The organism is Acinetobacter sp. 826659, from assembly GCF_000588515.1.
GTDB lineage: Bacteria > Pseudomonadota > Gammaproteobacteria > Pseudomonadales > Moraxellaceae > Acinetobacter > Acinetobacter pittii.
In genome coordinates, this window is record NZ_JFYD01000008.1 from 1 (window position 1) to 25,632 (window position 25,632).

The 25,632-nt window shown below is 39.7% G+C and carries 26 protein-coding genes; 9 read left to right on the forward strand and 17 right to left on the reverse strand.

What is annotated here, in order from left to right; genetic code table 11:
- The 9 genes from ssuD to ubiG all read right to left on the reverse strand — a co-directional run.
- The coding region (gene ssuD, locus J663_RS15800; RefSeq protein WP_033850850.1) for an FMNH2-dependent alkanesulfonate monooxygenase at window positions 1-1,147 on the reverse strand (1,147 nt) is incomplete at its 3' end.
- 26 nt (window positions 1,148-1,173) lie between these two features.
- The gene (locus tag J663_RS15805) at window positions 1,174-2,157 is read right to left on the reverse strand and encodes a sulfonate ABC transporter substrate-binding protein (RefSeq protein WP_033850852.1); all 984 of its coding nucleotides are present in this window, start codon (window positions 2,155-2,157) and stop codon (window positions 1,174-1,176) included.
- Between the two features lie 72 nt (window positions 2,158-2,229).
- Window positions 2,230-3,198: a sulfonate ABC transporter substrate-binding protein gene (locus J663_RS15810; RefSeq protein ID WP_005804832.1), complete on the reverse strand. Its 969-nt coding sequence runs from the start codon at window positions 3,196-3,198 to the stop codon at window positions 2,230-2,232.
- Window positions 3,199-3,534: 336 nt separating this feature from the next.
- Window positions 3,535-4,890, reverse strand: a complete 1,356-nt coding sequence (argA, locus tag J663_RS15815) for an amino-acid N-acetyltransferase (RefSeq protein WP_016802669.1) — start codon at window positions 4,888-4,890, stop codon at window positions 3,535-3,537.
- A 120-nt stretch (window positions 4,891-5,010) separates the two neighbouring features.
- Window positions 5,011-5,340: an RcnB family protein gene (locus tag J663_RS15820; RefSeq protein ID WP_002120775.1), complete on the reverse strand. Its 330-nt coding sequence runs from the start codon at window positions 5,338-5,340 to the stop codon at window positions 5,011-5,013.
- A gap of 212 nt (window positions 5,341-5,552) precedes the next feature.
- On the reverse strand, window positions 5,553-5,966 hold the full coding sequence (locus tag J663_RS15825; protein WP_005071792.1) for an RcnB family protein: 414 nt from the start codon (window positions 5,964-5,966) through the stop codon (window positions 5,553-5,555).
- Window positions 5,967-6,181: 215 nt separating this feature from the next.
- Window positions 6,182-6,928 carry a YciK family oxidoreductase gene (locus J663_RS15830; RefSeq protein ID WP_002120710.1) on the reverse strand — a complete coding sequence of 249 codons (747 nt, stop codon included), beginning with the start codon at window positions 6,926-6,928 and terminating at the stop codon, window positions 6,182-6,184.
- Between the two features lie 68 nt (window positions 6,929-6,996).
- Window positions 6,997-7,698 carry an HAD family hydrolase gene (locus tag J663_RS15835; protein ID WP_081403807.1) on the reverse strand — a complete coding sequence of 234 codons (702 nt, stop codon included), beginning with the start codon at window positions 7,696-7,698 and terminating at the stop codon, window positions 6,997-6,999.
- On the reverse strand, window positions 7,695-8,408 hold the full coding sequence (ubiG, locus tag J663_RS15840) for a bifunctional 2-polyprenyl-6-hydroxyphenol methylase/3-demethylubiquinol 3-O-methyltransferase UbiG (protein ID WP_005804826.1): 714 nt from the start codon (window positions 8,406-8,408) through the stop codon (window positions 7,695-7,697). The genes J663_RS15835 and ubiG overlap by 4 nt, the downstream gene beginning before the upstream one ends.
- Window positions 8,409-8,588: 180 nt before the next feature.
- Between ubiG and J663_RS15845 the strand changes: the two genes are divergently transcribed.
- A complete protein-coding gene (locus tag J663_RS15845; protein WP_033850854.1) occupies window positions 8,589-9,206 on the forward strand; it encodes a thiol:disulfide interchange protein DsbA/DsbL in 618 nt (205 codons plus the stop codon).
- Between the two features lie 88 nt (window positions 9,207-9,294).
- Here J663_RS15845 and J663_RS15850 read toward each other — a convergent pair whose 3' ends face one another.
- Entirely contained in the window at window positions 9,295-9,942 is a 648-nt protein-coding gene (locus J663_RS15850; RefSeq protein ID WP_025464204.1) for a TetR/AcrR family transcriptional regulator, read from the reverse strand.
- 138 nt (window positions 9,943-10,080) lie between these two features.
- Window positions 10,081-10,719 carry a TetR family transcriptional regulator gene (locus J663_RS15855; protein WP_033850857.1) on the reverse strand — a complete coding sequence of 213 codons (639 nt, stop codon included), beginning with the start codon at window positions 10,717-10,719 and terminating at the stop codon, window positions 10,081-10,083.
- 173 nt (window positions 10,720-10,892) lie between these two features.
- On the opposite strand from J663_RS15855, the gene J663_RS15860 reads away from it, so the two are divergent.
- The 6 genes from J663_RS15860 to J663_RS19190 all read left to right on the forward strand — a co-directional run bounded on the left by J663_RS15860 (window position 10,893) and on the right by J663_RS19190 (window position 16,970).
- Window positions 10,893-11,918: a ferredoxin reductase gene (locus tag J663_RS15860; protein WP_033850859.1), complete on the forward strand. Its 1,026-nt coding sequence runs from the start codon at window positions 10,893-10,895 to the stop codon at window positions 11,916-11,918.
- A 30-nt stretch (window positions 11,919-11,948) separates the two neighbouring features.
- Entirely contained in the window at window positions 11,949-13,091 is a 1,143-nt protein-coding gene (locus tag J663_RS15865) for a fatty acid desaturase family protein (RefSeq protein ID WP_081404792.1), read from the forward strand.
- Window positions 13,092-13,250: 159 nt separating this feature from the next.
- A complete protein-coding gene (gene rph / locus J663_RS15870) occupies window positions 13,251-13,967 on the forward strand; it encodes a ribonuclease PH (protein WP_002120794.1) in 717 nt (238 codons plus the stop codon).
- 133 nt (window positions 13,968-14,100) lie between these two features.
- Window positions 14,101-14,235 (forward strand): hypothetical protein, encoded by a 135-nt coding sequence (locus tag J663_RS19715; protein ID WP_255787789.1) that lies wholly within the window; start codon window positions 14,101-14,103, stop codon window positions 14,233-14,235.
- A gap of 20 nt (window positions 14,236-14,255) precedes the next feature.
- Window positions 14,256-16,424, forward strand: coding sequence for a phosphocholine-specific phospholipase C (locus J663_RS15875; protein WP_033850862.1), 2,169 nt, complete (start codon window positions 14,256-14,258; stop codon window positions 16,422-16,424).
- Between the two features lie 378 nt (window positions 16,425-16,802).
- Entirely contained in the window at window positions 16,803-16,970 is a 168-nt protein-coding gene (locus tag J663_RS19190; RefSeq protein ID WP_000938939.1) for a hypothetical protein, read from the forward strand.
- Here the strand turns inward: J663_RS19190 and nadC are convergent.
- A complete protein-coding gene (gene nadC, locus J663_RS15885) occupies window positions 16,967-17,812 on the reverse strand; it encodes a carboxylating nicotinate-nucleotide diphosphorylase (RefSeq protein WP_033850864.1) in 846 nt (281 codons plus the stop codon). The two genes, J663_RS19190 and nadC, sit on opposite strands and share 4 nt — an antisense overlap.
- 171 nt (window positions 17,813-17,983) lie before the next feature.
- On the opposite strand from nadC, the gene ampD reads away from it, so the two are divergent.
- Window positions 17,984-18,553: a 1,6-anhydro-N-acetylmuramyl-L-alanine amidase AmpD gene (ampD, locus tag J663_RS15890; protein WP_033850865.1), complete on the forward strand. Its 570-nt coding sequence runs from the start codon at window positions 17,984-17,986 to the stop codon at window positions 18,551-18,553.
- Window positions 18,554-18,625: 72 nt separating this feature from the next.
- Complete coding sequence (gene murJ / locus J663_RS15895; protein WP_171061948.1) at window positions 18,626-20,176, forward strand: murein biosynthesis integral membrane protein MurJ; 1,551 nt, start codon at window positions 18,626-18,628, stop codon at window positions 20,174-20,176.
- A 47-nt stretch (window positions 20,177-20,223) separates the two neighbouring features.
- Here the strand turns inward: murJ and J663_RS15900 are convergent, their stop codons facing one another.
- The 5 genes from J663_RS15900 to J663_RS15920 form a co-directional block, all read right to left on the reverse strand.
- Window positions 20,224-20,919, reverse strand: a complete 696-nt coding sequence (locus tag J663_RS15900) for an FKBP-type peptidyl-prolyl cis-trans isomerase (protein ID WP_033850869.1) — start codon at window positions 20,917-20,919, stop codon at window positions 20,224-20,226.
- A gap of 50 nt (window positions 20,920-20,969) precedes the next feature.
- Window positions 20,970-21,695 (reverse strand): FKBP-type peptidyl-prolyl cis-trans isomerase, encoded by a 726-nt coding sequence (locus J663_RS15905; RefSeq protein ID WP_014208039.1) that lies wholly within the window; start codon window positions 21,693-21,695, stop codon window positions 20,970-20,972.
- 190 nt (window positions 21,696-21,885) lie between these two features.
- A complete protein-coding gene (locus J663_RS15910; protein ID WP_033850871.1) occupies window positions 21,886-24,069 on the reverse strand; it encodes a polysaccharide biosynthesis tyrosine autokinase in 2,184 nt (727 codons plus the stop codon).
- A gap of 18 nt (window positions 24,070-24,087) precedes the next feature.
- Window positions 24,088-24,516, reverse strand: coding sequence for a low molecular weight protein-tyrosine-phosphatase (locus tag J663_RS15915; RefSeq protein ID WP_033850872.1), 429 nt, complete (start codon window positions 24,514-24,516; stop codon window positions 24,088-24,090).
- Window positions 24,517-24,520: 4 nt separating this feature from the next.
- A complete protein-coding gene (locus J663_RS15920) occupies window positions 24,521-25,621 on the reverse strand; it encodes a polysaccharide biosynthesis/export family protein (protein ID WP_033850874.1) in 1,101 nt (366 codons plus the stop codon).
- Window positions 25,622-25,632 lie beyond the last annotated feature (11 nt).

Genomic DNA, 25,632 nt, shown 5'->3' on the forward strand with positions numbered 1-25,632 from the left:
GCTTCTTCTCGTCTGGAACATAATTGTTGGCAATAATTTCACCGAATGGACCGGTTAAATTTGGCTGAGCAAGTTTAGCGCGAGTTTCAATTGGTAATAACGGGAATACTAACTCTGCAAAACGAATTGATTCTTCAAGGTGTGGATAGCCTGAGAAAATAAAAGTATCAATACCTAAATCAGCATATTCCTGAATACGAGCAGCAACTGTTTCAGGGTCGCCTACAAGTGCTGTACCTGCGCCACCACGGACTAAACCAATACCCGCCCAAAGGTTTGGAGATACTTCTAGTTTGTCTCGATTACCACCATGGAGAGCTGCCATACGTTGTTGACCTACAGAGTCCATTTGTGCAAATTTTTTCTGTGCGGCAGCAATAGTCGCATCATCAAGATATTGGATAAGCTCGTTCGCTGCTGCCCAAGCTTGTTCGTTGGTTTCACGAACAATCACATGCAAGCGAATACCATAAGTTAATTTACGACCTTTAGCCTCAGCTTTAGCACGAACATGTTCGATCTTTTGTTTTACGGCTTCAGGTGGTTCACCCCACGTAAGGTAAGTATCGACTTGCTCAGCAGCCAAATCGACAGCGACGTCTGAAGAGCCACCGAACCAAAGTGGTGGGTAAGGCTTTTGAACAGGTGGGTAAAGTAGTTTTGCATCATCCACTTGTAAACGTTCACCGTGGAATGTAAAAGCTTCACCTGTATGTGAGCGTGTCAAAATCTCACGCCAGATTTTTACGTATTCATTGGCAGTTTGATAACGCGTTGAGTGATCTTCATATAAGCCATCACCGCGTAATTCAGCCTCATCACCACCAGTCACTAAGTTGAGTAACACACGGCCATTCGACAAACGGTCAAACGTTGCAGCCATACGTGCTGCCAAAGCTGGTGTGGTTACCCCTGGTCGTAATGCAACTAAAAATTTAAGGTGTTGAGTTGCATCAATTAAGCTAGCCGCCGTAATCCAAGGATCTTCACATGAACGACCTGTTGGAATAAGTACACCTTCGTAACCTAAATTATCTACTGCCACAGCAATTTGCTTCATATAGGCATGGTCAACCTGACGAGCGCCTTTACTTGTACCTAAATAGCGACTATCACCGTGGGTAGGAATAAACCAGAAAATTTTCATGTGCATTACCTATATATCTATTGAAATTACTTGGCGCCCCAAACAGCTTGTTTAATACTGATTGGTTTTGGAATGATGCCTTGTTGAGTAAAGATGTCTGCGAGTTGCTGCTGCTCAGCAATCACTTTGCTGTTAAGAGGAGCGGCTGATGAAGGGCGCGGACGGCGTTTAATAAATAAATCACTGGTTGCAGGTTTAAGACCTGTACTTTGACCAATCGCCCCTGCCGTTTCTGCTTGATGACTTTGAACCCATTTATCGGCTTGATTGATTTGTTTGATGAGCCCTGAAACAGCTTTCGGATGTTGTTTAACAAAATTTGGAGCTGCTAAATAAAATGTATAGTTCGGGCTTAAACCTTTACCCGACGCAAGAACACGAGCTTGATCTTCTAGTTGTGCTGAAGCGAAGTAAGGGTCCCAAATTGCCCATGCATCAACAGCACCTTTTTGAAATGCTGCGCGAGCATCGGCTGGAGTAAGCCAGATGGGGATAATATCGCTCCAGTTTAGGCCTGCTTTACGTACGGCTTGTACAAGTAAGTAATGTGAACTTGAACCTTTTTGCAGTGCAATACGTTTGCCTTTAAGGTCTTTCAGCTGTTTGAGTTGCGAGTTTTTAGGAACCAAAATTGCCGATGCTAGTGGTTTAGCCGCTTCATAGGCAATGTAATATAAAGGCTTGCCAGCCGCTTGTGCGTAGACAGGAGGTGTATCTCCAGTAACGCCTACATCAAGTGAACCGACAGCTAAAGCTTCTAAAATTTGTGGACCAGCAGGGAACTCGTTCCAAGTAACTTTGGCATTTGGAAATTCTTGTGCAAATAATTTTTGTTGTTTGGCAATCGCAAAGTTAATCGAACTTTTTTGAAAACCAATACGAAGTTCTTTCACAGTTGGGTCAATTGCCCAAGCTGGCGCTGCGATTGTTAAGCCTAATACAGTGACTACACTGAGGCGCTTAATTAATTGTGTCCACTGATTCTTATTAAATAATGATTGATGTTGCATATTGATATCCTTGTTCCCCTTGAGGTCAGGCACAGCATTTATATGATTATTTAAGCCGTGCCCAAGCTAGGTTTATTTCAGTTTTAAAATGGCATCTTGAATGGTGAGTTTGTTTGGAATGAGCTTTTGTGCATAAAAAGCATCAGCCACTTGTTGTTGTTCTTGTGCCACCTTGTCAGAGATTGGCTGAACTCCAAAACCCATACGTGAAATGGAAGTTTTGAGTACATCAAACTCAAGTGCGGTAGGTTTTTCGAGTAATTTGGCAGCTTCATCCTGATGTGAACTTACCCACTCAGTGGTCTGGTTAAGTGTCTGTACAACAGTATTGAGTACTTTCGGATTATTTTCTGCAAATTTACGGTCAGCTAAATAGAACTGATGATTACTCACCAAGTTTTCGCCTGTTGCTAAAACTCGCGCCTGAATTTGATGTTCAGCTGCTGCAAAGAAAGGGTCCCAAATCACCCATGCATCGACAGCACCTTTTTCAAAGGCAGCACGAGCGTCTGATGGCGGTAAATAAACTGGTTGAATATCACTTAAGCTTAAGTTGTTGGCTTCTAAAACTTTTAACAATAGGTAATGAACATTCGAGCCTTTGTTAAGAGCAACACGTTTGCCTTTTAAATCTTTAATAGATTGGATTGGAGAGTCTTTTTGTACCAATAGTGCTTCAGCTTTTGGCGCAGCAGGTTGGTTTGCGACATAGACTAAATTTGGATTGGCAGCCTGAGCAAAGATCGGTGGTGCTTCACCTGCTTCACCGAGTGAAACACTTCCTACGTTTAAACCTTCAAGCAATTGAGGGCCAGCAGGGAACTCAACCCATTTCACTTGCACGCCTTGTTCTTTTAATGCTTTTTCTAAGTCACCACGAGCCTTTAAAATAGGAAGAATCCCATATTTTTGATAGCCGATATTTAAGGTTGTGGTGGCTTGTTCCTCTTTTTTGGCACAACCACTTAACATCATCACTCCTGCAAGGCTGGCCGCGATGACTGAATATTTTGCCCATGAAGTGGTGTTGAAAAGTGCCATGAGATTTCGTGCTCCCCGAAAGAGAAAAAGAAAAAAATAATTGGATGAGCAGATACCCTAAATGGATTTTTATTTCAGAAAAAATAAGTATTCGGTCTTTATTTATGCAAAAAAAAGCTAAACACAATAGGCTATAAACTTATGCGAAAAAAAGATTTATCTATTAGAAATATATTTAATGAATTTTGATTAAGTTGATGTAAATAAAATAAAAAAATATTAAAACCTTAAAAAATTTAGATTTAAAAAAAGTACAACCATAAATTAATCGTGTTTACGGTTGTACTTTTTGAACTAAGCTTATCTGAAATAAGAATATCTTAAAATTAGCAAAGGCTAAGGAAGCAGTTTCTTAAAGACTAAAGAATTTCTTTGATAGTTATAGAGTGCCTGACGAGCATTTGGTAAGTCATCAACACTCACCTGATGGAAACCGTGCTCTAAGAACCAGTGGGCGGTACGGGTGGTTAAAACAAATAATTGACGAATACCTTGTTCTTTTGCCTTTTCTTCAAGGAATTGCAAAATCTGGCTACCACGGTTCGATTTACGATAACTTGGGTGTACTGCGACGCAGGCAATTTCTGCTGAACGTGTTTCATTAAATTCGGTTGGAATTGGATAAAGTGCAGCACACGCTAGAATCGTACCATCGCGCTCAATAACAGCGAACTGGCTAATCTCTTGCTCTAAACGTTCACGCGAACGATAAACTAAGATACCTTCTTCTTCTAATGGACGTAATAAATTCATTAAACCGCCCACATCTTGAATGTTGGCCATGCGAACTTCTTCATAATGCGCATCGGTAATCATGGTACCGATACCATCTCGAGTAAATAACTCTTCGAGAAGGGCGCCATCATAGGCATAAGAAATAAGATGAACGCGGTGTACGCCTGATAAAGATGCTTTTTTTGCCTGTTGCAAATGCAAGGTGAGTGTTGGGCTAATGGTTTGGTATTGTTGAATATAGTAGTCCAGTTGATGTGGGCTTAATTCACGTAATATTTGCTCATCTTCATTCAGCAATCCTTGTTGCTCACCTAGAAAAATGAGTTTATCTGCTTTTAAATAAGTTGCAGTTTTGGTCGCAACTTCTTCTGCTCGCAAGTTAAACACCTCACCTGTAGTGGAGTAACCTGTTGGCCCTAGCAGTACAATATTATGATTATCGAGGTGTCGATCAATCGCATCTGTATCGATAGAACGAACTTCACCTGTAAGCTGGAAATCCATGCCATCACGAATACCATAAGGTTTAGCAGTCACAAAATTACCTGATACCACATCTATGCGAGCGCCGTACATTGGCGAGTTTGCTAAGCCCATAGAAAGCAATGCTTCGATTTCTAGGCGGATAGAACCTACAGCACTCATGACACAGCTTAAAGATTCACGTGTGGTAATACGGCTGTTATCATAAAAAGGAGTTTCGATTCCTTTTTCTTTAAGATTTTGATTAATTTGCGGACGCGCACCGTACACGAGAATTAAGCGAATACCAAGAGAGTGCAATAAAGCAATGTCGTGAATGATATGTTCGAAATTAGGATGTCGGACTGCTTCACCACCAAACATCAACACAAATGTTTTATCGCGGTGAGCATTAATGTAGGGCGCTGAGTGTCGAAACCAGTGTACATAATGCTGGGTGTTATTATGTGACTTACTTACAGGCTTACTTGACATACCGATCTCGAATCAACAGCAAAAAGATATAAAGATGATTCTAAACAAAAAAGATTAAAGCCGCATGTTTTAGATAAAAAAACACCCAAATTGAAATTTGGGTGCTTAAAAAGTTTTAAATTAGTAAACCACTCTAATGATTTTATGACTTTGTTCATTCACCAGTACATAATTTCCATTCACTTTATACCATTTTTGGTAACGACCTGGTTTAGTCAATTTTTGATGTTGACGATAGTCAATCACATAACGTGAATGTCGATACTCATGCGGTACAACCTGGCCTACTCGCCACGCATTGCGATGATCATCTTTTTTAATCACTTTAACTGTTTTTACTTCATGGTTTTGGTAATTGCCATGATGATTATGATCGTTTGGTGCTGCCATGGCTGTTGTTGCAACTAAACCACTAAGAGAAAGAACAATCGCTGTTGTTAATTTTTTCATTGTAAACCTCGAATGATGAGCTGAATTTCAATAATTAAAGATTAGTGAACAATTGCAGATAAATCGTGGAGGCCAAGAAGAATAAATGTGAAAACTCTCTATGAAATAAGAAGAAATTAAGAAAATTCATCATTTAAGAATATAAAAAATAAAAAAGGATAAAACCCAGAGGCTTTATCCTTTTTATTCAGCGATAGCGAGGGTCTATCGCCTTAAAAACCACGAATACTCACAATGCTATTAGAATCTGTGTCGACTAAAATATAGTCATTGTTGATTTTATACCATTGCTGATTACGGCCTGGTTTTGGCAAGTTACTGTCTTTATAGTCGACTTTATAGCCATTACCACGATAGTGCTGTGGCATAACATAGCCAGGCTGCCAGCGATGTTGTTTTAAGCGTTCAAAGCCACGCTCTTCGCGCATACGGCGTTCGTCACGGATACGATCATCATCATGATCACGCCCAAATCCTGGCCCACGATCATTCCACTCACCGCGTGGTCCTCCGCCTTTAGGACCTTTAGGGCCATGGCCTCGGTCAAAAGGGGGATCAGCAAAGCTCGCCATACTGGTGGTCAGTACGGTTATGCATAGGGCTAAGATGGTGAACAACTTTTTCATGATGCATCCTCGTTTACATCTGATGTCTCTCATGTTGAATACTCTACGCGCAAAATGCAGAGAAACTGTGAAGATCATTTAATGGTTCAATTAAAATTACGGATAGATCAAGGGTTTTTATCAATAATAAAAAAGGCTTGTATATCTTTTCAGGTATAGGCAAGCCAGATTTGATGATTGGCCGTAATTAAATTTAACTTTTCATCTTTAACTTTTTAATCCTGCGCATCAATACTTTGACCATTGAGTGCCAAGCTGTCTTCACCCATTAAATAGAGGTAAGCAGGCAAGATAGACTCTGGTGTAGGTAGTGTCTTCGGATCTTCTTGTGGGTAGGCTTTCGCACGCATTGCAGTACGTGTTGCGCCAGGATTAATGCAATTAAAGCGGATATTTGGATAAGTATTTTCCGCTGCAAAAATTTTACTCACTGCTTCAATTGCAATTTTGGAGACAGAATATGCGCCCCATAAAGCTCGTGCTTCACGGCCTACACCCGAGCTGGTAAATACAACAGAGGCATTTTCTGACTTTTGCAAAAGTGGTAATAGAGCTTGAGTGAGGGCAAACGGAGCACGTAAGTTAACTGCCATTACGTCATCCCATACTTCTGTAGGATAATGTGCTAGCTCTACACGTTCACCTAAAATACCCGCATTATGCAAAATACCGTCTAGACGCCCAAACTGCTTTTCGAGCGTATCGACTAAAAAATCATAATCACGGTCAGATGCACTTGAAAGCTGTAGCGGTAAAATCGCGGGTTGAGGTGCACCTAGACTCTCAATTTCATCATAAATAACTTCAAGTTTATTTAAGGTTCTACCATGCAGGACAACGGTTGCACCATGTAGGGCATAACTTAGAGCCGCAGCTCGCCCAATTCCATCACCAGCACCGGTAATTAAAATAATTCGATCTTTGAGTAGATCCGGACGAGGTTGGTATTCTGAATATTTCATTGGTAAACCTCCTTCTTTTTATATTGATAAAACGAATAGCCGTTAAAAAAGTCTATAAAACTCTGATGTTAACTTATCATACGCTGATTTTCCTGTAGAGCAGGAAGCTTTTGACGTAACATATCGTGTAATTCTGTCACTGTATTTACAATCGAATCGGCCTGCCATGATGCTAAATCATCACGGTGTTCGATAGGTAAATAGCCATAAGCTGCCAAGATGGTATACATATCGGCATTGCGACCAGCATCAATATCACGTGGATGGTCACCCACATAGATAATTTCATTTGCTGGGATATTCAACTGTTTAGCGGCCAAATACATTGGTTCTGGATCTGGCTTGGTTTTACTGACATCTTCAGGACATACCAAAACTGCACAGCGTTCGGTCAGATTTAACTTTTCTAAAAGAGATTCACTTAATCCGCGCGGTTTGTTGGTCACAATACCCCAGGGGATTTGTGCAGCTTCTAACTCTTCTAAGAGTGGATACATGCCTTCAAACAGATCTGTATCAACCACAATATTATTGCCGTACAGATCTAAAAAGTTTTGACGATGTGCCAAGAAAATTGGATTGGCCACATCCAGCTCTGGATAGACCAATTTCACCATCGCACGTGCACCTTCAGACACCTGAGTGCGAATAAGATCGGCTTCTACAACAGGGCGTCTTGCATCACGGCACATTTGCTGAATAATACGAATGAAATCCGCAGCTGTATCGATAAGCGTACCGTCTAAATCAAATAAAACAGCTTTCATCATGCACCTGTATTAATCGTATGAACCATATAGTTAACGTCAACATTTGGCGCTAACCAGTAATGCTTGGTCAGTGGGTTGTAATGTAGTCCAGTCATTTCTTTTAACGTAAGACCTGCATTACGAATATCATGTGCCATTTCAGATGGTCGAATAAATTTATGATAATCATGCGTACCTTTTGGCAACATGCGTAGGACGTACTCTGCACCAATAATGGCAAATAAATAAGATTTTGGGTTACGGTTAATGGTCGAGAAGAACACATGGCCGCCCGGTTTAACCAGAGCCTGACAAGCTTTTACAATAGATGCTGGATCTGGAACGTGTTCCATCATTTCCATACAAGTCACCACGTCATATTGACCAGCCTGTTCTTGTGCTAATTCCTCTACAGGAATTTGACGATATTCAATATTTTGAACATTTTCTTGCTGAGCATGTAAACGGCCGACAGCTAGAGGTGCTTCACCCATATCGATACCTAATACATCTGCGCCACGACGTGCCATGCTTTCGGCCAATATACCGCCACCACAGCCGACATCAAGTACTTTTTTACCAGCGAGACCGCCTGCACGTTCATCAATCCAGTTAAGACGTAGTGGATTGATCTGGTGAAGGGGGCGAAATTCAGAATGTTGATCCCACCATTTGGCAGCAAGTGCTTCAAACTTTGCGATTTCTTGTAAATCAACATTCAATTGCGACATGGTGCTACCTCTAAACTTGAGTTATCTTTTTGGATGTAGTTCGCCGTTAGTGTAGCGATTATTGGGAAAAAAGCGATAAACCCAATAAAAAACTTCACAGAAGCAAAACGAATTTAGCATATTTGTTTTATATTTAGGGCATAAGCTAATGCATAACAACTTAGAGGAAAAGCTGTAGCAATGAAAAAATTGGTTTTGGGTGGTTTGAGTGCAGCAATTATGGCCGTATCGGGTGGTGCAATTGCAGCAGATTTTGTTGCTGGTAAAGACTACACCGTGATTGCCAATCCAGGCAAAGTGGAAGTTCCGGGGAAAATCGAAGTTCGAGAGTTCTTTTGGTATGGATGCCCACACTGTTTTAAACTTGAACCGCATATGCAAACGTGGTTAAAACAGATTCCTAAAGATGTACGTTTTGTACGTACACCTGCTGCAATGAATAAAATGTGGGAACAAGGGGCGCGTACGTATTATACATCTGAGGCATTAGGTGTACGTAAACGTACGCATTTACCACTATTCCATGCGATTCAAGTAAACGGTCAACAAATTTTTGATCAGGCTTCTGCTGCGAAATTCTTTACTCGTTATGGCGTACCTGAGCAGAAATTTAATAGTACTTATAACTCGTTTGCTGTGACGGCAAAAGTTGCTGAGTCAAATAAACTTGCTCAACAGTACCAATTAACAGGCGTACCTGCAGTGGTCGTGAATGGTAAATATGTTGTGCAGGGTGAAGATGGTAAAGTTACTCAAGTTCTTAATTATTTAATTGAGAAAGAACGTAAAGCAAAATAAGTTGTTTAGGCTTTACTTCAAAAAATGGGCTTCATACGAAGCCCATTTTTATATTTAATTTATCGTTAATTATCACGAAATAATTCAATTAATTTTTCTGGTTTTCATCTTCAATTTGAAAATTTAAAACGTCAAAATTAGCGGTTTGAGTCGGCAGTGATAATGCTTGATTAATATATAAATTAATTAATTTTTGGCGAGAACCAATCGAACGCTGATAATAAGTAGAATTTAAAAGTAGTGATGCACCATAAGTCAGTGACCAGATATAAGACAAATAATCACGAATCGACATGTCATAATTTAATGATTTTAAATACTTTTCGGTAATATCTTTAATTGCCAAAATACGCTGCTGTCGAATTTCATACAGCTCTTCGAAAAGATGCTTCAACTTAGACTCTGTCATCGTCAGATTTTCTTCAAGTTGATGCAATAGAATCGTTTTACCCGGTGCAAGTAAATGATGAAGCATGTAATGAGGAGCATACTCTTTGAAATCTGTATTATATTTTTTAGAAATTTCTAAAATTTGCTTTTCATTTTGAATAATGAGCTCAAGTAGAAGCTCATTTTTACTTCTAAAATGCTTATAAAGTGTGCCTTTAGCAATATCTAGCTCGGCCACTAACTCGTCTAGAGTAATTTCCTGATTGTTTTCTAATAACAACTTTTCTGCCACGCTCAGAATTTTTTCTTTACGCATCAAAAACTGTGTATGACGATCAAGATTCATAGGTATTCCCACACCAGTTTGGCCTAACTAATAGTTTACTTCCTGTAAAAAAGAAAAAGACTTTTCTCGAAATTTTTAGCCTTTTTCTTTCTCTCTTTACGTATTACCACATAACCTGTTTTTTGTCATTTGCCGCTTCTATCGTTCCCAGTTTGCAATCCCTCTAAAGAGTAAGCGAACTTGTGTAGAAGCATTTTCAATAAAGGCAGTTTGTTGCAGCTTGAGCTGTTCACCTTGATATTGTTTCGATAGGTTGAGCCACGTCATTGCCCATGTAAATGACATATTAGTCAAAATGGTAGATAAGACATTTAAGTCTTGAGAGTTTTGAATATGTTTAAAATTTTCAAGTTTCGTAAGATCAGTTGTTAGATCTTCAATCAGAAATTCAATTTCTCGTGCAATTGCTGCACGGACTGTTTCTGAGCCGCCCCAACGTTCAGCAATCATAAATTGCCATTGCTTAGGGCTATGATTCACCGCCTGCACAAATAGCTCAATACTGGTTTGGGTTTTAGCAGACTTGTGCTGTAAATAACTTTGACCGAGTTGATGTAAGACACTTTTTAAATGTAGGGCAACTTGATCGACCAATTCCTTGCCGAGCTCATCCATGTCCTGAAAATGGCGGTAGAACGCTGTCGGTACTAAGCCTACCTCACGTGCAACTTCACGCAAACTGATACTACTGAACGAACGCCCAGACGTACTTAGATGCAAGGCTGCATCGAGAAGTGCCTGACGACTTTGCTGTTTTCGTTCATCGCGTATCGACATTAAAAGAACCTATTTAAACCGTGAGCCAAAGTCTAACAAAAAAGAGCAAACTTTCATAAAAAAAATAGTGAACAAGTGTTGACTGAGTGAACGGTTATAAATATAGTGTACATATGTTCACTATATGAACATGTGTTCACTCAAATAAATAGCCAGATACAAAAGAGGAACGTATGAACGCAACACTTAGTTATCAGCCACATTGGGTTCGAGAAGATTTCGTTGATTTTGTCTTGCAGAAAATTAACGTGACTTGGGCGTGGAAAAGGGTACTTGCAGAAGTTACCGCCGTTCAGCCACTTCATACCGATATGGTGCTCATTAGACTTAAACCAAATCGTAATTTTAATTTCGATCAGGTCCGCGCAGGTCAAAGTATTTTACTGACTTTACTTATCGATGGCGTTTACCAACAACGTAGTTACTCGATTATTGAAGTGACAACGCAAGGTGAAATTGCTTTAGGTATTAAGGTCCAAGGCTTGGTGTCTCGTGCAGCTCAACTGTTACATGTGGGTGAGTGTGTTGAAATTTCACAGCCACAAGGTGATTTTATTTTGCATCAAGGCCAACAGCCTGCCATTTTAATTGCATCCGGAAGCGGTATAACTGCAATTTATTCACTCTTGCAGCAAGCTTTAAAACAGCAACTTGAACAAATTCATGTCATTTATTTTAATCGTGCGGAAATTTTCCATGCTGAATTAAAAGCTTTGGCAGAACAGCACCCACAGCTTCAATATCACTTTTTTAATACCAGCGAGCAAAAACAGCATTTAACTAAAAGCTTACTGCAAAAGCTGGTTCCAGATTTCGAGCATACAGCAACTTATGTTTGTGGTCATCACGGCATGATGCAGCAGGCGAATGAAATTTATATACAAAAAGGTGCTCAGTCGCAGCTTCATCAAGAGTATTTTCAGCCACTTCAAGTGACTGGTACACATGCAGCACAGCCTGTTATTTTCCGCCGTGCTCAACACGAGTTTTTAGCTGAAACAAATTTATTGAGCAGTGCAGAGCAAGCCGGTTTACGCCCACAACATGGTTGCCGTATGGGTGTCTGCAATAAATGCAGCTGTACCAAGGTAAGCGGAGTTACTCAAAACCTGTTAACTGGTGAAATTGAAGATCAACCGAACCGTCCAATTAAACTATGCGTGAGCCAGGCATTAAGCCCAGTCACGATTGATCTATAAAAAGAATTAAAGAGGATTAACCTTATGAATATGGCATTAGAATTTTCTACTGTTTCTAAATCTGCTCATTTAACACCTGAACAGACTGAAGAGTTTGGTCGCCGTGTTGAGCAGATTCGTCAAGACGTTATGCAAAGTCTTGGTGAGCAAGATGCAAAATATATCTACAAAGTACGTAATTTTGTTCGCTATACCGAAATCGCATCACGTGGCATGTTGATGTTTGGTGGGTGGATTCCGCCTGTTTGGCTACTAGGCACAGGCTTATTAGGCATTTCTAAAATTGTAGAAAACATGGAACTTGGTCATAACGTCATGCACGGGCAGTTTGACTGGTTAAATGAACCAAGCCTGAACGGTAATACTTACGATTGGGATACCATTGCTTCGGGTGATGACTGGCGTGAAACACATAACTATGTGCACCACACCTATACCAATATTGTCGGTAAAGACCATGATGTCGGTTATGGCATTTTGCGAGTAAGTGATCAACAGAAGTGGGAACCTCGCCACCTGTTTAATATTCCTCTAGGTCTACAGTTAATGTTTTTCTTTGAGTGGTATGTAGGCGTGCAAAACTTACATCTTGAAGATGCATTAGTTTATAAAACCAAGAGCTGGAAACAGGTTTGGAAAGATTCGGCTAAAGTCCGTAAAAAAGCCACACGCCAAGTTTTAAAAGACTACGTATTTTTCCCTGTGATCTCTGGCCCTATGTTTTTACCGGTTTTTGCAGGAAATGTAGTTGCGAATATTATTCGTAACTTGTGGTCATCTGCGGTGATTTTTAATGGTCACTTTACTGAAGATGCAGAAACGTTTGAGCCTGATAATACAGACACTGAAACTAAGGCAGAGTGGTACTTACGCCAGATTCGTGGTTCAAGTAATTTTAGTGGTACAGAATGGCTGCATTTTATGAGTGGTAACTTAAGCCATCAAATTGAACATCATTTATTTCCAGATATGCCAGCTAACCGCTATAAAGATGTAGCCCCGAAAATTAAGGCACTTTGCGCAGAATATGGCATTAATTACAATGAAGCGAACTTTATGCACCAGTTCTGGAGTGTATGGGTACGTTTAGCGAAATGTTCACTGCCAAACCATACCACTGGAAAAGTAATGCAGACATTAGAAAAGTTAAAAGCAAAATTCAAATTTGCGTAATCTCAGTTAATTCAAAATAGCTCCTTTTTAGGGGCTATTTTTATTTTTGAGTTATGAAACTTGCAGACTTACATTTGAAAGTAGGGAATAAACTCAACCTGTCAAAATCCTTTGCTATACTATGCCCAAGTTTGTATTTAAGAGAAGTTAGGAAGGATTATGCGTATTGACCAACGTGCATTAGACCAATTACGTGAAGTGAAAATTACACGAAACTACACCCGTTATGCTGAAGGTTCTGTGCTGGTCGAATTTGGTCACACCAAAGTCCTTTGTACTGCAAGCATTGATAACTCAGTGCCACGCTTTTTAAAAGGCCAAGGCCAAGGCTGGGTAACGGCAGAATATGGCATGTTACCGCGTTCAACACATTCACGTTGTGACCGTGAAGCGGCTCGTGGTAAACAAACTGGTCGTACTCAAGAAATCCAACGTTTGATTGGCCGTAGCTTACGTGCGATGGTTGATCTGAAAAAGCTCGGTGAAAACACGATTACCATCGACTGTGACGTGATTCAGGCTGATGGTGGTACGCGTACTGCTTCAATCACTGGTGCTGCTGTAGCATTAGTTGATGCGATGAATGTTTTATTGTCTCAAAAGAAAATTAAGCATGATCCGCTTAAAGGGTTGGTTGCTGCAATTTCTGTCGGTATGTATCAAGACGAAGTGTTGCTTGATCTTTGCTATGAAGAAGACTCGAACTGTCAAACTGACTTAAATGTAGTAATGACACAAGCTGGCGAGTTTATTGAAATTCAAGGTACTGCCGAAGACAAACCGTTTACCCGCGCTCAAAGCAATGCCATGTTAGAAATGGCTGAAAAAGGGATTGCCGAGCTCATTAAAAAGCAACAAGAAGCTTTAGGCTGGTAATTTTACGCTTTCTAAAAAACGCATCTTCGGATGCGTTTTTTTATGCCTTCATCAAATCGACATAAAAACATCACTTGCCTGTCACTTTAACGCTTTATTAGTAGTTCGCATTTAAACCGTTTGGAAAAAACCAATGCGAAAACTTTCACTTTTATTAATTACCTCTTTAGCACTCATGCTCAGTGCTTGTAACGATGATAACGACTCAGATAATTCATCGCCAACAACACCGCCCACCAGTAATTGCAAAATGCACTGTGCACCATAATAAGAACTAGGATAGAACTAATGAATCGTCGCGAATTTCTTTTAAACTCTACAAAAACCATGTTTGGGACAGCTGCTTTAGCGAGTTTCCCGCTGAGTATTCAAAAAGCTTTAGCTATTGATGCCAAAGTTGAAAGTGGAACTATTCAAGATGTTAAACACATCGTGATTTTGACTCAGGAAAACCGTTCATTTGATAATTACTTTGGAACACTAAAAGGTGTACGTGGTTTTGGTGACCGCTTTACCATTCCAATGACAGAAAGTCGCAAGGTGTGGGAACAATACGACGCTAAGAAAAATAAAGTACTGCCTTACCATCTCGACAGCCGTTTAGGAAATGCTCAGCGTGTTTCAGGTACACCTCACTCATGGTCTGATGGCCAAGCAGCTTGGGACAATGGCCGTATGAGTGATTGGGTCGCTTATAAAAAACCACAGTCGATGGGCTACTATAAAAAACAAGAAGTCGAATATCAGTTTGCTTTAGCGAATGCTTTTACCATTTGTGATGCTTACCACTGTGCTATGCATGCTGGGACCAACCCAAACCGTAAGTTTATTTGGACTGGAACGAATGGTCCTACAGGTGCAGGTGTTGCGAGTGTTGTAAATGAATTTGATGGGATTGGGGCATCAACAGAAGGTTATGAATGGACGACGTATCCTGAGCGCTTACAGCAGGCTGGCGTAACATGGAAAGTCTATCAAAATATGCCGGATAACTTTACCGATAACCCGTTAGCTGGCTTCAAACAGTATCGCCGTGCAAATGAGCAATCTGGTCAACCTGTCAGTAACGACACACTAACGTGTCCAGCATACGATGAAAAGATTGATGCGACTCAACCACTTTACAAAGGTATTGCCAATACCATGCCGGATGGTGGTTTTTTAGGAACTTTTAAAGCTGATATCGCACAAGGTAAATTACCGCAGGTGAGTTGGTTGGTCGCTCCTGCAACTTACAGTGAACATCCTGGGCCATCTAGTCCTGTACAAGGCGCTTGGTATATTCAGGAAGTATTAAATGCATTAACTGAAAACCCTGAGTTGTGGAGCCAAACCGTTTTATTGGTGAACTTCGATGAAAATGACGGTTTCTTTGACCATGTCCCTTCACCAAGTGCACCGTCTAAAGATGTAAACGGTGTTGTATATGGAAAAACGACTTTAAACGATCAGCAAGTGTCTTATGAGTACTTTAACCATCCAGCAGTAGCGACTTCAAAATCTCAACCTAAGCCAGATGGTCGAGTGTATGGACCAGGGGTACGCGTTCCCATGTATGTGATTTCGCCGTGGAGCCGTGGAGGATGGGTAAATTCTCAAGTCTTTGACCATACCTCTATTTTACAGTTCTTGGAAAAACGCTTTGGTGTGCAAGAACCTAACATTAGCCCTTACCGCCGTGCTGTATGTGGTGATTTAACGACGGCATTTAATTTTAAAACACCGAACCTTCTGCCTGTTGCTGAACTAGATGGGAAGAAAACCAAAGCCGAAGCCGATGCGATTCGTGTTGCTCAAGCTTTATTGCCACAAGTTCCTGTTCCGAGCCAGCAGCAATTTCCTCAGCAGGAAATGGGAATTAGGCCATCACGTGCTTTGCCATATATTTTGCACACCAGTGCCAAAGTCGATGTCACTCAAAAAACGATTAAGCTGATGTTCTCTAATACAGGTAAACAAGCAGCCGTTTTTCATGTCTATAACCGATTAGATCTTACGGCAATTCCACGTCGTTATATGGTTGAGGCGGGTAAACAGCTCGATGATGTATGGAATGCTACAAATGGGCAGTATGATTTATGGGTACTCGGACCAAATGGTTTCCACCGTGCGTTTAAAGGTAATTTGAGTCAAGCTAACCAGACTCAAGCATTACCGGAAATTAGAGTATGTGTAGAAGAATGTGATGCGAATTTGTATTTAAAAGTGCGTCATGATGGTAATAAGTCAGTCAAGCTCAACGTCAAAGCAAATGCTTATCTTCCAAACAAGACATGGACTATAGAAACCAATAGTTCTGAAAAAGAACTGGTTTGGGATATGTCTGAATTTGGTGGTTGGTATGATTTCACGGTGACCTTAGCTGATGACGCTACGTTTAGTCGTCGTTTTGCAGGACGTATTGAAACTCAAGAAGATTCAATTTCTGATCCATATATGGGTTATCTAGAGTCTTAGGTTATATAGCCTGAATTGGAATTGTTATTTAAAGTCGATTTAGATGACTTTGATAAAAAAGCACAGCCTCATATCACATGAAATTCAAATAGATGTTGTATAGGCTTCCTCACTTTTGAAAGGTCAAAAGTGACAAAAACCTCTGTTTCTCTGATGTTACTTCCATGTAACACAGAGAAACGGCGACATCCATGTCACCTGTCACGATAGTAAATAAAGGGAGTTATGCTGTTGATATAAAATATTATGTGGGAATATGCTGTCGTATAGATGAATAATAAAAATAAAGGCTTACCTTTTGTAACAGAATCTCCTAAGCCTGGTCATATTTATCTTTTACCTTGAAACCCTGAATTTTTAAAGTAATGGGGAAAATTTATGCTACAAGGTTTTATTGTATTATTAGCAGTAGTGACATTTGTTCTAATGGCTGCCGATCCACGTGATAGTGGGGCACAAGCGACTCAGTCAGCGTGGCAAAAAACACAAGCGGCAGACATGACCAAGTCGCAAAAAAATACCAATAATGACGCAGATTTTATCTAAGCATTAAAACGCATAGATAAATCAACAGCTCTAACGTCTTTAGTTAGGACGCCCATAGAAATATAGTCAACGCCAGTGGTGGCAACTTCACGCAAGTTTTCAATAGTGATATTGCCAGATGCTTCGAGTTTACAGCGGCCCGCCACATGTTTTACGGCATCAATCATTTGCTGTTGACTGAAGTTATCGAGCATGACAATGTCCGCCCCAGCTTCAAGTGCTTGGTTTAGTTCATCCCAAGTTTCAACTTCGACTTCAACAGGTTTGCCCGGTGCAATTTGATGTGCTTTGGTGATTGCTTGAGCAATACCACCCGCTGCCATAATATGGTTTTCTTTAATTAAGAACGCATCAAATAAACCAAGACGATGGTTTTGTCCACCGCCAATAGCAACAGCATATTTTTGTGCAATACGTAAGCCTGGTAAAGTTTTACGTGTATCGAGAAGTTTTGTATTTAAACCTTCAAGATGCTGAACATATTCAGCAGTTTTTGTAGCAACAGCAGACAAAGTTTGAATAAAGTTTAAAGCAGGGCGCTCTACAGTAAGTAAGCTACGTGCAGAACCTGCAAGTTTTAAAAATGCTTCGTTTGCAGCAACACGTTCACCTTCTTGTTTTAGCCAAGTCACTTGAACAGTATTGTCATAAGCTGAGATGAGCGCATTAACCCACGGTTGTCCAGCTAAAACCATATCTTCGCGGCTAATAATGGTTGCAGTGGCTTGCTCATCTTCAGGTGTGAGCATCGCGGGAATGTCACCGTCCCCAATATCTTCTTGTAATGCTTGTTGAATATTGATTTGAATTGATTGTTCAAGCAAAGACTGAGGTATGCTCATACGGTTTCCATTTTGTCGATGACCCTAAAACTTGCGATATATTAGCACCGTCGACCTGAAAAATAAGCTGTTTTATGAGATTAATCGCGATAAACAATCGCATTTACTACTTTGAAAAGCACATAACTGTTTTAAACTAAAACAATTGGCAAGCAATTTATTGGCGTCTCAATGAAGCAAATCACACCGTATGAAGTTATAGATGGACAATTAAAAGGGGCGAGACAAATCCCTTCTCCAAATTTTAACCAGCGTCCGACTGGCACCGAAATTCAAATGATTGTGGTTCATAATATTAGTTTGCCGCCGTCTCAATTTGGAGGTGGCTATATTGAGCAGTTTTTTCAAAACAATTTAGATTGGTCAGTTCATCCTTATTTTCAGACTATTGAAGGCATGCAGGTTTCTACACATCTGTTAATTTTACGTACAGGTGAAGTCCTACAGTTTGTTAACTTTAACGAGAGAGCATGGCATGCAGGGCGTTCAAGTTATTTAGCTAAAGTAGAATGCAATGATTATTCAATTGGTATAGAACTTGAAGGAAGTGATGATTTACCTTTTGAAGACGTACAATATGAAGTATTAACTGACGTTGTTACCGCTATCCGTCAGGCTTATCCTGAAATTAAAAACCATATTGCAGGGCATTCGGATGTTGCACCAGGCCGAAAAACCGATCCGGGGCCTTATTTTAAATGGCAACACTTTAGACAACTGTTAGCACAGAAAAAAACTTGAGTTCATTCATCATTTCACAACGAAAAGATTTTCTAGTTTCATTACAATAGCGTCTTTCGAATATAGCTGTAGGTGAGTGCGATGGCATTGTGGCGATCGACTTTTATTGTCAGTGCAATGACGATGTTGTCACGAGTGTTAGGGCTCGTGCGTGATGTCGTATTGCTCAACGTGTTTGGTGCAGGTAAAGATTTTGATACCTTCGTCGTCGCTTTTCGTATTCCCAACTTCTTTCGACGACTATTTGCCGAAGGCGCCTTTTCTCAGGCCTTTATCCCAGTCTTAACTGAATATAAAACGGGTCGAGCACACGCTGAAGTACAGATCTTAATTAGTCGGGTATTTGGCTGTTTGCTAACAGTTATGACCTTACTGACTTTTGTGGCTATGGTTTTAGCACCTGCAATCATCTATATGTACGCACCGGGCTTCCACAGTGATCCGGAAAAGTTCGATTTAGCTGTCAGCATGTTCCGTTTGACTATTCCATATTTAATGTTTATGTCGCTCACGGCTTTTGCCAGCAGCATCTTAAATAGTTATGGCTCGTTCGCTTCACCTGCTTTTTCGCCAGTTTTATTAAATGTAGCGATGATTGCAGGAGCGTGGTGGCTTACGCCGTATATGGCTGAGCCAATCAAAGCATTAGGCTGGTCAGTTGTTGCGGCTGGGGTATTACAGTTAGCGATACAAATTCCTGAATTGTGGCGTAAAAACCTACTAATTCCACCTAAAGTTGATTTTAAACATGAAGGTGTAGAACGTATTTTAAAATTAATGCTTCCAGCATTATTTGGTGTATCGGTGACTCAGATTAACCTGCTGTTAAATACGATTTGGGCATCTTTTATGCAAGATGGTTCAGTGTCTTGGCTCTACAGTGCCGAACGTATGACTGAGCTACCTTTAGGTTTAATTGGTGTTGCGATTGGTACAGTAATTTTGCCTTCGCTTTCTGCCCGTCATGCAGAGCAGGATCAAGCAAAGTTCCGCGGCATGATCGACTGGGCTGCAAAAGTCATTGTATTGGTAGGATTGCCAGCAAGTATCGCTTTATTTATGCTTTCAACACCGATTATTCAAGCATTATTCCAGCGTGGTGAGTTTGATCTACGTGATACACAAATGACAGCTCTAGCATTGCAATGTATGAGCGCTGGCGTAATTTCTTTCATGCTTATTAAAGTATTTGCACCTGGTTTCTATGCACAACAAGACACAAAAACACCAGTGCGCGTAGGCTTAATGTCGGTCGCAGCCAATGCAATTTTAAACGTTGTATTTATTGGTTTCTTTAAGCTTATTGATTGGCATGCAGAACATATGGCACTTGCACTAGCATCTTCAGGTTCAGCGTTAGTAAATGCCGGTTTACTCTACTTCTATTTGCATAAGCGTAATATTTTCCGATTTGGTTCACATTGGAAGAAATTGGGACTTCAATATGGTTTAGCAAACCTTGCTATGATTGCAGCGCTTTGGTTTGGACTCAATTGGTATAACGGAGAGCTTTCACAGTGGTTACGTGTTGCCGAAGTCGTAGGGCTATGCGTAGTTGGGATAATTGCTTACCTGATCGGTTTAATCCTTACGGGTTTTCGACCAAGAGATTTAAAACACTAAAAATAAAAAAGCGATCTTAAATGATCGCTTTTTTTATACTAATACATTTATTTTGGCAAAACTTGCAGCAATTCAATATCGAAAATTAAAGTGCTATTCGGACCAATCGTGTCACCTGCACCGACTTCACCGTAAGCGAGATTTGCAGGGATAAAGAAACGGGTTTTACCGCCTTCTTTCATGGTTTGCAGACCTTCAGTCCAGCCTGCAATCACTTGGCTGAGCTGAAACTCAACTGGATGATTACGTGCGATTGAGCTGTCAAACACAGTTCCGTCGAGTAAACGACCTTCATAATTCACTTTAACACGTGATACAGCTTTCGGTTTTTTACCTGTACCTTCTTTTAATACTTGATATTGGAGGCCTGATTTAGTCGTGATTACACCCGATTTTTTTGCATTATCAGCAAGAAATGCAGCACCTGCCTGAGCGTTTTGTTGACCTTGTTTTTGAAATTCGACTAGCTGTTTAGCTTCTAATGTTTTTTTATAATCATTAATTGCTTTCGCCATTTCTTCATCGGTTAAGCGAGCTGTTTTGTTCTGAGCACCTTCTTGTAAGCCTTGGTAAAAAATATCAAGATTTAAATCTGTTAAAGCATCCGTATTATTACGACCCATTAAATAGCCATAACTATAACTAAATTGTTCTTTCGCCGGGCTTTTATTTGTAATAGGTGCAGCAGCAAAAATAGATAAACTCATCGTTGATGTTGCAATAATTAAACCAATTTTTTTCATGCCGTTTTCCAAAAAAAAAGGAGAGTACTGCTTTACTCTCCTGAATGTTTTTATTTCACTGAAATGAGTTCTACATCAAAAATCAGCGTACTGTTTGCTGGAATACCAGGAAGTTCCTGAGGACCATAAGCAAGATTAGATGGAATAAAGAACGTCGCTTTGCCACCTTCTTTCATGAGCTGAAGCCCTTCAGTCCAACCTGGAATAACCTGATTGAGTGGAAACTCAACTGGTTCACCGCGCTTATAAGAACTATCAAATACTTGACCATTAATTAATCGGCCTTCGTAATGTACTTTAACCATAGACTGCGCAGTTGGTTGTTTACCTGTGCCTTCTTTAGTGATGATATATTGCAAGCCAGATGCTGTAGTTTTTACACCAGCTTTTGTTTTATTTTCTGCAAGGAATTGAACATCTGCAGATTCAGACGCTGCTCCAGCAGCTTGCTCTGGTTTATCTTGTTGTTGCATTTTTTGCTGCAATTCTTTTTCATAAGCAGCAACAGCAGCTTTTAACTCTTCTTGAGTATAAGCACTTGGTTGCTTATTGCGAGCATCATGAATCCCTTTCACAAATGATTTTGTGTCTAGTTCAGGTGGAGTTTGCTGAGCAACTTCGTACCCAAGAACATAACTGATTTTTTCAATTGGAGAGGCATTTTTATTTGCTTTGCTTCCGACTTCTGTGGTCGGATGTTGGCTTGCATAATAAACTGGTACAAGTGCAGCACCGCCTAAAACTACAGCGACAGCAATGGGTAAGGCTTTACTCATAAAAGGTTCCAAAAATAATCATTTGAGTCTAAAAAGGCTGCTTTTGATCTTAGCATGCTTAAGCATAGAATGTTTAAGAAAAAAAACGAGTGGTTTTTTATATATTTTAGTTAGTTTTAGTTGGAATAAACTTAAAAAATCTTAAATAAAAAACCGGATCATTTGATCCGGCTCTCTTATCACTTTTCGGTTAATCTTCTTTTTGCGCTTTATATGCGTAAGCGTAGTTATAACCATAACCGTAGCCCGCACTGGCACGTTGAATATCGTTAAGAATAAAGCCGTTGACTTTAACACCTGCTTGTTCAAAGCGATTAAGCGTTAATTCAAGCTCTTTCATTTGCGACTTAGCATAACGCGCAACAATTAAGTTCACACCTGTATATTGCGAAATAATAATACCATCGGTTACTGCAAGTACTGGTGGGGTATCAATAATGATGTGGTCATACTGACTTTGTAGTTGTTCAAGTAGTTCTTTAAATTGGTTAGAGCTTAAAATCTCTGAAGGATTTGTTGGACTCTTACCGCGAGTAATCACATCAAGGTTTGCCACAGGAGTTTTGTGTAATACATTTTGTAGATCAGCTTGTCCACTTAACAATTCAGAAAGACCTGGTTTTACATCAACATCGAAGTATTTATGCATATAACCACGACGCATATCGGCATCAATCAATAGTACTCGTTTGTCGCCTTGTGCAAAAATCGTTGCAAGATTCGTCGAAATAAATGATTTACCAACTTCTGGTGAAGGGCCAGCAATCATAATGATATTGTTTTTTGCATTTGCTAAAGCAAAGTGAATGGCGGTACGGATACTACGTAAGCTTTCAATTGCAATATCATCACTGTTTTTAACTGCAAGAATAGGAATACTCTTCTTCTTCTTTAAAATTTTGATACGACTTTCTTGAATTGGAGAACGAGGTACAGTTGCATAGACTGGTAAATCCAACTCATTTTCAATTTGACCCGAATCTTTAATACCTGTGCGTAACATATTACGTAATAAGGCAACTAGGGTTCCAATAAAGCCACCCAAAAATAATGACAAAACTAAAATTTGGAACTTTTTAGGCTTAATTGGTTCAATTGGCTCAACCGCAGTGTCTACAATACGAACATTACCAATTTCGCCCGCTTTGGCAATGCGAAGTTGTTGGTATGAGTTTAAAAGTGCTGTGTAGAGCTGGGTTTTAACTTCTACTTCACGATACAGCTGTAAGTACTGACGTTGTACGTCTGGAAGTTGCTTTAAAGTACTGTTAAGTTCGCCAATTTGCTTATTAATAGCAGTAATTTGCCCATTAATTTCACGCATTGCTGGGTGCTCGGCAGTATATTTTGCTGCCATTTCAGCTTGCTTTTGTTCAAGCTCAGCTTTTTTAGTTTCTAAAGTAATACTTTGAGTTAAATAAAGTTCAGATTCTTTAGTTACATCAACAGTGTTGTACTGTTGGCGGAATTTGTTAAATTGACGTTCTGCATCATCTAGTTGCTTCTTCAAATCGGGAAGCTGTTCATCTAAGAACTTTAATGTTTGAGCAGATTCTGCCGAACGACGTTCAATATTTTGCGCACTATACGTTGCTAAAATAGCATTAAGTACTTTAGTGATCTGCTCTTTATCTTGGCCTTGATAATTTAAACCTAAAACACCAGTGAGCTTACCGCGTTCTGCTACGGAATAATTTGCGCTAATGGCATTTACAGCGGCAGGGACCGATAGATTGGTAATATTATAGGTGGCATCAAATTGATCTTTTGTGAATAGAGCAATTTTCCAAGTACCATGTGGTCCTGTAACTTGGTTTAACTGATTTAGAGGAACATTCAATATAACTTCTTCGGTTGTTGGGTCGGTTAAACGCAATGATTGTTTGTCAAAGTTAAGATGTAATGTTTTATCTAAGTAATAAGCCGGAATTTCAAATTGACGAATCTCAAAACTTTTTAATCCGTCTTTGAATACAACAGAGTTTTTATTATATTCAGTTTTATATTCAGTATTGCTTAATAAGCGATGAGTAAAAGTATTCTCTGTACTAGAAACTCGTATATTGAGATGTAAGTCTCTAATAACTGAACCTAAAACCAAACGAGATTTTAAAATTTCTATCTCAGCTTGAGCTGGTGATTTTTGCTCAATCATTTGTGATAAATCACCTAAAAGAGCAGCAGAAGCCCCTTTACTGTCTTCAACCTGAACCAAAGCATCAACCGAATAGGTGTCTGGTGTTACACGTAAATAGAGTAGAGCGCATACAAGACTCAAAATGATGCAGAGTGCAATTAATTTCCACTGCGCAATCAGTGAGAAAAACAGTTCTTTTAAATCAATTGTATCTTCGGTATTGGTATTTTGGTTCATAAGCTTAAAATCTTGGCGTTAAATATAAGGTTTCCAGTCAGCAATACATTGTTGGATGAGCTGGCAGGTTTCATCAAAAATAGCTTGGTCGTGCTGGTAAGGATCGGGCACATTTCTATTCTGCCAATGGCCTAAGCGATAGGTTTTACCTTTTGCGAAGGGCCATGTTTGCTCAATATGCTTTTGCTGGTTGTGACTCATGACCAAAATAAGGTCAGCTTTTTTAATATGTTCTGCACTTAACTTTCTTGCAATATGAGGCTGCATATCAATGCCTAGACGTTGCATACAAAGTTGAGCTTTGCTATCTGCTTGATGGCCTGTAAGCCCAGAAATACCCGCAGACTCGATATTTAAGTGAGGATATTGCTGTTTTAAGAAATATTCTGCCATAGGACTTCGGCAGATATTTCCAATACAGACCACTAAAATATTCTTAAATTGCATAATATTACTGTCCCAAACGATCTATGTTATATAAAGCACTTGAGAATGGGATAATTTGATTGACAACACGCTGCCAGCGAGTTAAGCCAGTTGCATCTACATAGACAATATCATTACTACGTAATTTAAATTGATTTGCTAAACCGAAGTCGCCAATACTCATTAAATTTAAATGGTAGAGTTCAGTTGTACGGTCATTTGGATTAGTACGCAACACATAAATACGGCTAGCACTAGCAGATAAAGGATTTAAACCTAGGCTTTCACCTAATGCATCGCTTAATGTCATACCTTGATCACGCATTGGTAAAGCTTGGTTTTTACCAGACTCACCCATCACATAAATTTTCTGGTTTTCTCGGGTGCTGACATAAAGTGTATCATTCGGTTGTACTAAAAGTTTGTGTAATGAATAGCCTGCTTTTTCTAATTCAATCGTGTTTAGATTATATGTTTGGCCATTTCGGATGAGTTGGATATAAGTATTATCACCTTTATCAGTTACTCCACCAGCAAGCCCTAGAGCTGTGTATACACTAACTGGTTGATCACTTAAATAGAACTGGCCACCCTTAAGTACACTACCTTGTACAGAAAAACGCTGACCTTCATATGAAAGAACACGAACCACAACGTCAGGATTTTTTAAGAAACGGGCCAATTGACTATGTAGCTCACGGTTGACTTGAGCTAAAGTTTTACCAGAAGCTTTATAGCGACCTACTAATGGAAATTGAATATAACCACTTTGATCTATAGGGTAGCCATTCGCTTGAATGGATTGTTCATTACTAATACTGTTTACAGGAGGAGTAATTTCAGGATATGCCCAAAGTTGAATAGAAAGAACATCACCTGGGCTTAAACGATATATAGGTTGTTGATTTTTAAATAAAGCTGCATAGTCACGTTGATAGTCAACTTGAGCAGGTTGTATCGCTGGTAATGTTTCTTGAGAAATTTTAACTACATTAACGGTAGTTCCAAGGTCTGTTCTATAAACGCCTTCATTAGGAATATCGTAAGTTTGTAAACCGGAAGTAACTGCACAACTGGCAGCACTTAAACTCAAGGCAAGAACAGAAAAAAACTGGCAATACTTCACACGCAACCCTT